Consider the following 12,168-nt stretch of genomic DNA (forward strand, 5'->3'; position numbering starts at 1 on the left):
ACAGTTGCATAGTGTAAGCTGAAATACTAACGCATTTTAAAGGTATGAATTACAATTTGATATAAGCAACAACAGTATAGAAGTATTTATAGCGGTTTACACCCCTTAAAAAAAACAGCAATATGTGTAAGTTAGCAGCTTATATAACAAACTTTAACGCACCGATACGCTTATAGCTTATTTACCCTGATGACTTGTAAAGCCACTTGCTTATTTTTAAGTTTTACCATATATGCCTTGCTGCTGTTAAAACCTGCGCAGGCGCAGCCCGGTGTGGTAGTTACACCCAATAATGATACGGTAACTTACCGCGTACCTGTAAGTACGCTTATTGCGGGCAAAACCTTTGATGATCGTATTATGGTAAGCCTGGCCCGCAACCGCACACCTGAAGGCACCGGGTTTTATTATTTTATGAGCAAGACCAATATTTATGGCAACGCTTTAGTGCCTGCAGGTTTACTCATAGGCGGCGCATTAAACCATGATAAAGAAATGCGGCAAAATGCTTTGTATGTGGCCAGCAGTTCGGTATTCTCTTACGGGGCCGTGCTTTTAATTAAGCGCCTCATTAAACGCCCAAGACCTTTTCGCGGTAATTTTCGCATCATACCGGTTTACATAGCCGGCGATTATTCTTTCCCGTCCGGGCACTCATCATCTTCAGTAACCACAGCTACGGCACTTTCGTTGGCATATCCAAAATGGTATGTTATTGCACCTGCCGCGTTATGGGCCTCATCGGTAGCGTATTCGCGCATGTACCTGGGCTTACATTACCCAAGCGATGTAGCCACAGGCACACTCATGGGCGCAGGTACGGCTGTTTACTTTAACACGATAAGAAAGAGAGTACAGTAAAGGAGAGCCAAGAGTACAGAGTCAAGACCTTTTAACACTTCGTAAACATCAATGCATCTGTATTTCCTGACGCTGTACTCTTGACTCTCCCAACTATCTTAAATTTTTCTACTTTTGCTTATCCATGGATATTTCAGTTGTTGTACCCTTATATAATGAAGTTGAATCGTTGCCCGAACTTACCGCCTGGATAAGCCGTGTAATGGATAACAACCGTTTTAGCTATGAAGTTATTTTGGTTGATGATGGCAGCCGCGATGGTTCATGGGATGAAATATGCAACCTGCATGCACAAAACCCTCATATTAAAGGCGTAAAATTTCGCCGTAATTATGGAAAATCAGCCGCGCTGAATACTGGCTTCGAGGCGGCACAAGGCAACGTTATTATTACCATGGATGCTGATTTACAGGACAGTCCAGACGAAATACCCGAACTATACCGCCGCATTGTTGAAGAAAAATTTGACCTTATATCGGGCTGGAAAGCCAAGCGGTACGATCCTTTAACCAAGACCATTCCTACCCGCCTTTTTAATGCGGCTACCCGCAGCATGTCGGGCATTGATAACCTGCACGATTTTAACTGCGGATTGAAAGCTTACCGCCAAGCCGTGGTAAAAAACATTGAAGTGTATGGCGAAATGCACCGCTACATACCCGTAATAGCCAAATGGGCAGGTTTCACCAAAATAGGTGAGCAAATTGTGGAGCACCGTGCCCGTAAATATGGCACCACCAAGTTTGGCATGAGCCGCTTTATCAATGGTTTCTTAGATCTTTTGTCTATCTTCTTTGTTGGCAAATTTGGAAAACGCCCCATGCACTTTTTTGGATCGATGGGCGTTTTGAGTTTCTTTTTGGGCCTGGTGATGGCCATATGGATTTTGGCAGAAAAACTGATCCACATTGCCCATAACGAAAAATACAGGAACGCTACCGACCAGCCTCTTTTCTACCTGGCACTGGTAGCCATCGTGGTAGGTTTTCAATTATTCCTTACAGGTTTTGTGGCCGAACTAGTGTCGAGAAATGCACCGGAGCGAAACAGCTACCAGATTGAGGCTACCGTATAATTATTTGAAGTTTTTCCTACTTTTTGTGAAGTTTAGTGCAACGTTTTGAAATATGTTGCATCTATTGAGTATTAACTTACCTCTCACACGATGACTATCAAATCGACAATTACACTGCTTTTATTATGGTGCTTTACGTTAAGCGCTTTTGCCGAAAACAAAGAATTTGAAGCCTTTGCACAGGAGCAATCGCAGTTAATGCAAAAAGCTTATGAGAAAAAAGACATCAAAGCTTACGATGAATTGCTGAGTACTTTTGTTAGCCGTTATGAAAAGCTTACGCCGCAAGACAAAAAATTCTATTCGGGCTATTTAACCAACGCCTACTATAATTTAAGCTGTACCTACTCCCTTCTCAATCAAAAAAAAGAAGCCGTTACCTATCTCGATAAATCTATCAAAGCCGGGTATCTTAACTACTCCCATATTTTAGAAGATACCGATCTCGAAAACATCCGTAAAGAAGCCGGTTATAAAGCACTTGTACAACCCCTGCGCAAAGTGGGCGATTACCCCTATATCCTTAAAAATGCAGCAGCTTACAATACGAAAGACAAACGCGCTGTTCCTGTTTTTACCTACCAGGCTGCTACCGATCCTAACCTGGTTACGCTACGCAAAACCTTCAACCTCGACTCCATAGCCGGTAAAGGCAACGAAGTATCTAAGGTTATTAACATGATGAACTGGATACATAACCTGGTACCACACGATGGGAATCACGGAAATCCTGTGGTTAAGAATGCGATGAGCATGATTAACGAATGTAAAAGGGATAACCGGGGCTTAAACTGCCGCGGACTGGCAACGGTACTTAACGAGTGTTATTTATCTATGGGCATAAAATCAAGGTTTTTGACCTGTTTACCTAAAGACAGTTTAGGAGTAGATAATGACTGCCATGTGATCAACATGGTGTACATTAACGACCTAAAAAAATGGGTTTGGATGGATCCAACGAACAATGCCTATGTGCTTGATGAAAAAGGTCAGTTATTAGGTCCGGAGGAGGTTCGCGAACGCTTGATAGCTAATAAAACACTCATCTTAAACCCAGATGCTAACTGGAACCGTAAATATTCGGAAAACAAGGCGCATTACCTGGATTATTACATGTCTAAAAACCTGTATTACTTAGAGTGTCCGGTAAGCAGTGAGTACGATACCGAAACTACAGCCTCTGGAAAGAATATTCAATACGTACAGTTGCTGCCGCTGGAATACTTTAAAAACAAAGGAGATAATAAAACCGTAAGTACAAACAATAAAAGCCAGGTTACTTACACTACCTACGCCACCAATAACCCTACCCTATTTTGGGCTGCACCTGCCAATTAATATTTAGCATTATTAGATATTTATCCATAAAATACAAATGCCGGTTAAGCACAAGTTTAACCGGCATTTGTGTTCTAAATACCATTTGGTCTTAACACATTACTAACATTTTAAATTTACGCATTGCGTAACCGCTAATCATCCGCATATTTGCACAGCTAAAACCTGTGTATCTGCTGAATGTTTTTTTCTATCATCATCCCTCTCTACAACCGCCCGCAGGAAATTAAAGAACTCCTGGAAAGCCTTACATTGCAAACTTACAAGCAGTTTGAGGTTTTGGTAATTGAGGATGGATCGGTAAGAGATGCCAAGGATATTGTTGCTGCTTTTGCCGAAAGATTAGATGTACATTATTATTTCAAACCCAACGAAGGACAGGGCTTTAGCCGCAACTTTGGCTTTGAACGCGCCAAAGGCGATTACTTTGTCATTTTTGATTCGGACGTCTTAGTCCCCGAAAACTACCTGGAGATAGTAAACCAGCGGTTAACCACAGATTACCTGGATGCTTATGGCGGGCCCGATGACGCGCATCCCAGCTTCACCCCCATGCAAAAGGCCATTAGTTACAGCATGACCTCGCCTTTTACTACGGGTGGCATACGGGGCAATAAAAAAGGCATAGGCAAATTCCATCCCCGCAGCTTCAACATGGGCTTATCGCGGGTAGCCTGGCAAAAGGCCGGAGGATTTATAATAACCCGATTGGGCGAAGATATTGAGTACAGCATCCGCATACATTCGTTAGGTTTTAAAATTGGGCTAATACCCGAGGCCAAGGTTTACCATAAACGCCGCACCAGTTACCTGCAATTTTATAAACAACTACACTTTTTTGGCAGGGCGCGCATTAACATTTACAAGTTTTTCCCTAAAGAACTAAAGCCTGTCCACTTTTTTCCGGCGGCGTTCACCCTGGGCGTTATTTTTACCTTGCTGGCTAATATTTTGCAATGGCGTATTGCAATAGTGGGCAACCTAATTTTGGCCCTGATTATTTTGTTGATATTTTTTCACTCGCTGTACAAAAACAAATCGTTAAAAGTTGCATTTTTGAGCGTAGGCGCTGCCTTTATTCAATTAATAGCATATGGTTTAGGTTTTATGCAGGATTACTGGAAGCGCGTTATACTTAAAAAATCGTAATCACCTATGTATCACCCGTTTTCCATTGCCGAAACTATCAAGACAGCATGGGATATTATCAAGAAAAATTATATATCGCTGATCGTATACTCGGTGATCTCCCTAATTTTTTACGAGGTGATCAGCTTCTTTACAGGCTTTATTGTAGTTTATGATAACCAATACAGCCAGGTTGCATTCGTTTTTTTCATGATGCTGGTGCAATCTTACCTGGTATTAAGTTTCTATAAACTTATCCTTACGCTAATGGATAAGGAATATTACGAGTTTGAATTTCGGGATATTCTTCCATCCTTGAAAATGGCGCTTTCTTTTGTTACTATTGGGGTTTTGTACACCTTTTTAATAGGTACCATCATCTTCTTAAACCTACAGGTAAATAGCTATCCAATGCTCAGCAAGGTGCTCGATAAGTTGGAGATTTTAGGCGTTGGATACCTCCTCATCCGTTCCATATTTTGCCTTTGTTTTATTGTTGACGAAGATTCGGGCCCTATAGAATCGCTCAAGCAAAGCTTTTACATTACCTGGAACAACTTCTTTAAGGTGGTTGGGCTTATACTTATTGTAGTTGGTTTTATAGCTTTACTTTTGATCATCATTAACCTGATTATTACACTGCTATTCGATGTAGATAGCAGTAGTTACGTAGCTAAGATAGCAGCTATATTTTGGTTTGCCCTTTCGTTCCCGCTGGTTCAGGTGATGATCATGGTATCGTACCGTAAGCTGGTTTACAGCCATAAAGACCTGGATGATGATGTTTCTGAAACCTTGTAATAAATGGGTTTAAAAGCAATATTAAGTAAACTATTTGCCGCATGGGTAAACCGCGACATCAACAACCTCAGGCAAAATGCTGTGGCCCTTCAGCGTCAAACCATGCAGCAATTGGTTCAGCAAGCTACCGCTACCGCTTTTGGCAAAGATCACCAGTTTACAAACATTCATACTTACGAAGATTTTAAACTCAACGTTCCCATACGCGATTATGAGGATTTGCGCCCGTATATTGACCGTATGACCCATGGCGAGCCGGATGTACTATGGCCCGGCAAGCCTGCCTATCTGGCTAAAACATCGGGCACCACCTCAGGCGTTAAGTATATTCCCATCTCTAAAGAGAGCATGCCTGAGCACATCAAAGCTGCCCGCAACGCTTTATTGAGTTATATCCACGAAACAGGTAAGGCCGATTTTGTGGATGGTAAGATGATATTCCTGCAAGGCAGTCCGGTTATGAGCGAGAAAGCCGGCATAGCTACCGGGCGTTTATCGGGCATTGTAGCGCACCATGTGCCCGCCTACCTGCAAAAGAACCGCCTGCCCAGCTACGAAATTAATTGCATTGACGATTGGGAGCAAAAGGTAGACGCTATAGTGGAAGAAACCCATAACCAGGATATGCGCCTCATATCCGGCATACCGCCCTGGTGCCAAATGTATTTCGACCGGTTATCGGCTAAGGCGGGCGGTAAAAAGATCAAGGATATTTTTCCAAACTTTAAATTGTTCGTTTACGGTGGTGTTAACTACGAACCCTATCGTTCCCGTATTGAAGAAAGCATAGGCTTTGGTATTGATACCATTGAAACCTATCCGGCTTCTGAAGGATTTATTGCCTTCCAGGATTCGCAAAAAGATAAAGGCTTACTGCTGTTGGCTAATTCCGGTATATTTTACGAGTTTGTACCAACCGACGAGTTTTTTAATGACCATCCTGCCCGTTTAAGCTTGGGCGAGGTAGAATTAAATAAAAATTATGCGCTCATCATGAACACCAATGCCGGTTTATGGGGATATAGTTTGGGCGATACCGTTAAATTCACCTCGTTAAAGCCGCATAAAATTGTAGTGACTGGCCGTATTAAACATTATATATCGGCGTTTGGTGAGCATGTAATTGGCGAAGAGGTAGAACATGCGTTGATGAGCGTAGCTAAACAAGAGGGTGTTGATGTGGTAGAATTTACCGTAGCTCCACAGGTGAACCCAGTTGAAGACAGTTTACCCTATCACGAGTGGTTTGTGGAGTTTGGCAAAGCTCCAGCAAATATGGTTAGCTTTGCTCAAAAAGTAGATGCAGCCTTACAGCAAAAAAACATTTATTACCAGGACCTTATTACCGGTAATATTTTACGCCCTTTAGTAGTCAGAAGTTTGCAGCCCGATAGTTTTATTAACTTTATGCGCTCGCAGGGAAAACTCGGCGGACAAAATAAAGTGCCCCGGCTATCCAACGATCGTAAGATTGCGGATGCACTTGTAAATTATATTATTTAACCATAAATTTAGTTTGTTATCCAAAATACAAACCATCCTTTGCGGGGTTACGTACTTAGGATAGCCCATTATAAATGCATATCGTATCTAATTTCCCTGTAAAGCATATTGCCATTCTCGGTTCTACGGGCAGCATTGGCACGCAAACCCTTGAAGTAATTGCCGAAAATCCGGAACGCTTTAAAGCCCATGTGCTTACCGCTCACCGTAACGCCGATTTGCTGATAGAACAAGCACTTAAATTTGCCCCGGCCTATGCCGTCATTTGCGACGAAAGTCTTTACGGGCAAGTAAAAGAAGCCTTGTCGCACACTAAAACGCAGGTGCTGGCCGGTTATGATGAAGTAAAAAGCATAGTCACCCTACCAGAGTTAGACATTGTGCTTACCGCCATGGTTGGCTTTGCCGGCTTAGAGCCTACCATTAACGCCGTTAAGGCAGGTAAGGATATTGCTTTAGCTAATAAAGAAACACTGGTGGTAGCCGGCGAACTTATTACATCACTGGCTAAACAGCATAACGTTAAGCTTTTGCCAGTAGACTCTGAACATTCAGCCATTTTTCAATGCCTTGCAGGTGAAGAGCAAAATCCTATAGAAAAAATCATTCTCACGGCGTCAGGTGGCCCTTTTCGGGGTAAAGACAGCAGTTTTTTAGAAACCGTTACCCGGCATCAGGCGCTAAAGCATCCAAACTGGGTCATGGGCGCCAAAATCACTATTGATTCGGCTTCGCTGATGAATAAAGGGCTGGAGGTCATTGAAGCCAAGTGGTTGTTTGATCTCCAATTGGAGCAAATTGAGGTTATTGTGCACCCGCAATCCATTGTACATTCACTGGTTCAATTTCAGGATGGATCTATGAAAGCACAGATGGGATTGCCCGATATGAAGCTGCCTATTCAGTATGCACTGGGTTATCCCGAGCGTATTAAAAACAATTACAAACGATTCGATTTTACTGCCTATCCTACCCTCACCTTTGAAAAGGCTGACACGGGTACCTTCCGTAACCTGGCGCTGGCTTTTGAGGCTTTAAAAACTGCGGGTAATATGCCCTGCATAGTTAATGCAGCCAATGAAGTGGCCGTGGCCGGCTTTTTAACAGATAGTGTAAGCTTCCTGGGAATGAGCCATGTAATTGAACAATGCATGCAGCAAATACCCACCATTAAACAGCCATCTTTAGCAGATTATTTGAATACTGATAAAGAAACCCGCATCTTAGCACAAAATTTAATTGCACAAATGCCGTTTAAGGCTTTGAGCGTTTAGCACGTATAATAACAGAATGGACATAGTGATCATGGTAGGCCAGTTAATACTGGGCCTTTCAATTTTAGTAATATTACACGAGTTTGGCCACTTTATAGCCGCCCGTGCCTTCGGAATTAAAGTAGAGAAATTTTATTTGTTCTTTGATGCCTGGAATATAAGCCTTTTCAAATTTAACTATAAAGGCGTTGAATACGGTATGGGCTGGTTGCCATTGGGCGGCTATGTAAAAATTGCCGGTATGATAGATGAATCTATGGATACCGAGCAAATGGCAGGTCCGCCGCAACCTTGGGAATTCCGTTCAAAACCGGCCTGGCAACGTTTAATCGTCATGCTTGGTGGTATTTTTGTAAATATTATCTTGGGTATCCTCATTTTTTGGGTACTTACTATAAAATACGGTGAAACTTATATCCCTAATGAAAGTCTGAAATACGGTATCGTACCTGGCTCCATTGGTGAGAACATCGGCCTTCGTCCCGGCGATCAGGTAACTGCCGTGAACGGCCAAAAGGTAGAACGCTTTGAAGATCTCATTAGCTCTAAAGTATTAATGGGCAATAGCGTACTTACGGTTAAACGGAACAATCAACAACTTGATGTACCGGTACCCGCCAACATATTGAACGATGTATCAGATTTAGGGATTGAGCAATTTATTAACCGCATACCCCGTACCAAATTTGCGATAGAATCAGTTAAACCCAAAAGTAACGCCGCAGCAGCTGGCTTACAGCGTGGCGATAGCATTGTTGGTATCAACGAACAAAAGGTGGCGTTCTTTGATGAGTTTCATAAGGTGCTGCTTAACAGTAAAAACAAAGCCATCGAGTTAGATATTAAGCACAACAACGAAATCAGGAAAATACCTGCTAAAGTAGATTCGTTAGGCCAGTTAGGTTTCGTACCAAAATTTGATCTTCCCGAAGAAAAAACATTGAGGTTCGGTTTCTTTGGTTCCCTACCTGTAGGCGCATCAAAAGCCTGGGGCACCTTCAGCGATAATGCCAAAGGTTTAGGCAAAGTATTTACCGGCGATGTAAAGCCACAAAAAGCCTTATCGAGCCCCATAGGCATTGCAAGATTGTTTGGTAGCCATATTGATTGGCTGCGCTTTTGGAGCCTGGTTGGTTTACTCTCTATGGCACTGGCTTTAATGAACCTGCTGCCAATACCGGCTTTAGATGGCGGTCACGCCTTATTTTTAATTATTGAGATGATCAAAGGCAAGCCGTTGAGCGATAAGTTCCTGGAAAAAGCACAAATTGTTGGCTTCGTAATTTTAGTAACGCTAATGGTGTTTGTATTTGGCAGTGATATATTTAAGTTATTTAAAAAATAAGGATAATTGAATCGTCAACTTAGCACTAATAAGCTAACACATACTTAAAAACTAAAAGCCCTTCCTCGCGAAGGGCTTTTTTTTAAAACTAACTTTATTAAACTTAAAACGAACAAAAAAGCAAATTAGCTACGCTCAGACATAGAATACCATGCATTATTTAATAAGCAGGCAAACAGGGTAGGCATATATATTTAAGCGCTAATTTGCGGCGAATGTATTTTAATTCAAATGGCTTTCATACGGTAAATTACGGGTGGCTTTCACAATATGAATACCGTTAAAACACGGGGTATTTTTTATAAGTGCATAAAGCTATATTTATAGCAAACTTAAATTATGAAACAAGATCAACCAATTACCCTTAGCGAAGCAAAATCTATTCGCCAGAATTATCTCCATAAAAACAGAGGCAAAACACAGCAGGCATTTTTCGAATATAATAAGCTGATGGACTACCTGGTAGCGGTGGGCGAAGACCTCGGAAAAGAAAAGCTGGACAAGGCCGGTATTAAGATATATTTTGGCCAATATGATGCTGAGTTCCCCGAACATAATGAGAATCGTGTTACTGTAATGCTTGTACCAACACTCCGCACGGAGGATAACGTAAACCAGGATATATTGAACATGAGTGACGATGCCGATCCACTTTTATATAACGTGCTGGAAGCTTTCAACCATGGCGCCTTATGCCCTCCTTTTGATGGCAGGAGCGAGCACGATACCGGGGTTGACGACATATGTGCAGGTTCAGACTTGAATGGATAATAGATGCTAACACTTTCGTTATATAATTATGCAGAAATGCTGGCTTTAATAGCCAGCATTATTTTTTACAAAAATCTTTTTAAAACGCCTTTCTTAATATTGATACCCTATCTATTAATGACGGTCGCGGCCGAGCTTACCGGCAATTATCTGGGCATACATCATCGTTATAAAGAAAATGTTAACCTGTTCAATATCACTACAGTTATTGAGTTTGTAATCTTTTATTTTCTATTTTATAAGAACATCAATAGTGCAGTTCTTAAGAATATCATTTTATATGCCATGCCACTATACGTGGTTCTGGCTGCAGTTAACCAACTTTTCATACAGGGTTTTAATAACTTTCACACCTATACCATGCTAGTAGGTACGGTGTTTATTATAGTATTTGTCTTCTTTTATTTTTATGAAGCTTTTAGTGATAAAGAACCGCTGAGCTTGCCCAAAGAGCCCATGTTCTGGATCTCGATAGGCTTGTTCTTATTCTATCTGGGCGATTTTACTTACAACCTGATGCAGCCCTATTTTATTAAAAATCATATGCAAAAAGAGAGCTTTCATCTTTTTCATATCATCAACAATAATCTTATTATATTTGAATACATCTGTTTTAGTATAGCCATTTTTGTATGCAGCAACAACCGTTTAGCTTCGAAGCTGCAATCATAGCCATTACCATTGTTTTCTTAATTCTTGGTGCCTTCATTGTAATGATTGTGTTGGTGTATCGTAAGCGCCGTAACCTGCATTTGTTAGAAAAACTTAACCTGCAATCTAATTACAAGCACGAATTACTAAAGGCTCAATTGGAAATACAAGAGCAAACGTTAACCAATATTGGGCGAGAGATACATGACAATATTGGCCAGGTACTATCCTTTGTAAAGCTTAGTTTAAACCCGGCGGGCGGCAGTCTGGAACAGCTACAGCAAAAAATGCACGACAGCCGCGAGCTGGTAGCCAAAGCCATTAACGATCTGCGCGATCTTTCAAAAAGCCTGAACGTTCAATATTTTGCTCATTTGGGGCTATTAAAAGCAATAGAGACAGAGGTTGAACGTATGAATAAAAGCGGCCTGCTAAATTTGAACATCAATATTAAAGGTACGCCTTACGAGTTAGGCGAACAATGCGAGCTCGTGCTATTTCGCATTTTTCAGGAAGCACTTAATAACTCGCTTAAACATGCCGATGCCCGTAATTTTACCATCAATTTGCAGTTTAACACCGAAACCTTTAATTTAACCCTCGCTGATGACGGACAAGGTTTTACTGTTGCAGATAAACTCGGTAGCTTTAACGGCTCGGGGCTGAAAAATATAGAAAGCAGGGCCGCCCTTATTGGAGCCGTTGCCACTATAAACAGCATGCCGGGAAAAGGATGCGCCATCAGCCTACAACTTAACCATCATATATCACAAACAAATGTTAACTGAGGCTATCCAAATTGTATTGGTTGATGACCATCGCTTGTTCAGGAGCGGAATAGCTGCTTTAATAGACAGTATACCGGGCTATAAAATTATGTATGAAGCCAGCAACGGCCTCGAGCTTAGCCAAAAGATCAATCCTCAAACTAAGCCCGATATTATATTGCTCGACATTAATATGCCGCACATGAATGGCATTGAAACAGCACAATGGCTAAAAACCAACTACCCCGACATTAAGGTTATCGTATTATCTATGCTTGAGGATGCTGATAAGGTAATGACCATGCTGCGCCTTGGTGTAAAAGGCTACTTATTAAAGGATGCCGAACCTCACGAATTTGAAGAGGCGCTGAAGAAGGTTTCCAATCATGAGGTGTATTTCCCGGCGTTTGTAACCCGGCATCTCGTATCTAACGTAAACCGACCCGAAGCTGTTAAACTCAACAACCGTGAAACCGACTTTTTAAAACTGGCAGCTACCGAACTCACCTATAAAGAAATTGCCGATAAAATGTGCGTGAGTGCACGTACTGTAGATGGTTACCGTGACCAGTTGTTTGATAAATTACACATTAAAAGCCGTGTTGGATTGGTTTTATATGCCATAAAACAAAAACTCATAGAGGTATAATTCTT

Annotated in this window: 12 protein-coding genes; all 12 read left to right on the forward strand. The window is 41.6% G+C overall.

The window, feature by feature from the left end; all coding sequences use genetic code 11:
* Nucleotides 1–189: 189 nt before the first annotated feature.
* The 12 genes from IEV61_RS02080 (at nucleotide 190) to IEV61_RS02135 (ending at nucleotide 12,163) form a co-directional block, all read left to right on the forward strand.
* Nucleotides 190–861, forward strand: coding sequence for a phosphatase PAP2 family protein (locus tag IEV61_RS02080; RefSeq protein ID WP_229747003.1), 672 nt, complete (start codon nucleotides 190–192; stop codon nucleotides 859–861).
* Between the two features lie 124 nt (nucleotides 862–985).
* Nucleotides 986–1,936, forward strand: coding sequence for a glycosyltransferase family 2 protein (locus tag IEV61_RS02085; protein WP_188413330.1), 951 nt, complete (start codon nucleotides 986–988; stop codon nucleotides 1,934–1,936).
* Nucleotides 1,937–2,026: 90 nt separating this feature from the next.
* Nucleotides 2,027–3,274, forward strand: coding sequence for a TPR end-of-group domain-containing protein (locus tag IEV61_RS02090; protein WP_229747004.1), 1,248 nt, complete (start codon nucleotides 2,027–2,029; stop codon nucleotides 3,272–3,274).
* 180 nt (nucleotides 3,275–3,454) lie between these two features.
* Entirely contained in the window at nucleotides 3,455–4,423 is a 969-nt protein-coding gene (locus tag IEV61_RS02095) for a glycosyltransferase family 2 protein (RefSeq protein WP_188413331.1), read from the forward strand.
* A gap of 6 nt (nucleotides 4,424–4,429) precedes the next feature.
* Complete coding sequence (locus IEV61_RS02100) at nucleotides 4,430–5,203, forward strand: hypothetical protein (protein WP_188413332.1); 774 nt, start codon at nucleotides 4,430–4,432, stop codon at nucleotides 5,201–5,203.
* 3 nt (nucleotides 5,204–5,206) lie between these two features.
* On the forward strand, nucleotides 5,207–6,706 hold the full coding sequence (locus IEV61_RS02105; RefSeq protein WP_188413334.1) for a GH3 auxin-responsive promoter family protein: 1,500 nt from the start codon (nucleotides 5,207–5,209) through the stop codon (nucleotides 6,704–6,706).
* A gap of 74 nt (nucleotides 6,707–6,780) precedes the next feature.
* Nucleotides 6,781–7,980: a 1-deoxy-D-xylulose-5-phosphate reductoisomerase gene (locus IEV61_RS02110; RefSeq protein ID WP_188413335.1), complete on the forward strand. Its 1,200-nt coding sequence runs from the start codon at nucleotides 6,781–6,783 to the stop codon at nucleotides 7,978–7,980.
* Between the two features lie 16 nt (nucleotides 7,981–7,996).
* The gene (rseP, locus tag IEV61_RS02115) at nucleotides 7,997–9,325 is read left to right on the forward strand and encodes an RIP metalloprotease RseP (protein ID WP_188413336.1); all 1,329 of its coding nucleotides are present in this window, start codon (nucleotides 7,997–7,999) and stop codon (nucleotides 9,323–9,325) included.
* 339 nt (nucleotides 9,326–9,664) lie between these two features.
* A complete protein-coding gene (locus IEV61_RS02120) occupies nucleotides 9,665–10,096 on the forward strand; it encodes a hypothetical protein (RefSeq protein WP_188413337.1) in 432 nt (143 codons plus the stop codon).
* A gap of 3 nt (nucleotides 10,097–10,099) precedes the next feature.
* Entirely contained in the window at nucleotides 10,100–10,768 is a 669-nt protein-coding gene (locus IEV61_RS02125) for a hypothetical protein (RefSeq protein WP_188413339.1), read from the forward strand.
* Nucleotides 10,729–11,535, forward strand: a complete 807-nt coding sequence (locus tag IEV61_RS02130) for a sensor histidine kinase (protein ID WP_188413341.1) — start codon at nucleotides 10,729–10,731, stop codon at nucleotides 11,533–11,535. The genes IEV61_RS02125 and IEV61_RS02130 overlap by 40 nt, the downstream gene beginning before the upstream one ends.
* Entirely contained in the window at nucleotides 11,525–12,163 is a 639-nt protein-coding gene (locus IEV61_RS02135; protein WP_188413342.1) for a response regulator transcription factor, read from the forward strand. The genes IEV61_RS02130 and IEV61_RS02135 overlap by 11 nt, the downstream gene beginning before the upstream one ends.
* Nucleotides 12,164–12,168: the final 5 nt, after the last annotated feature.

This window comes from Mucilaginibacter galii, assembly GCF_014635825.1.
Taxonomy (GTDB): domain Bacteria; phylum Bacteroidota; class Bacteroidia; order Sphingobacteriales; family Sphingobacteriaceae; genus Mucilaginibacter; species Mucilaginibacter galii.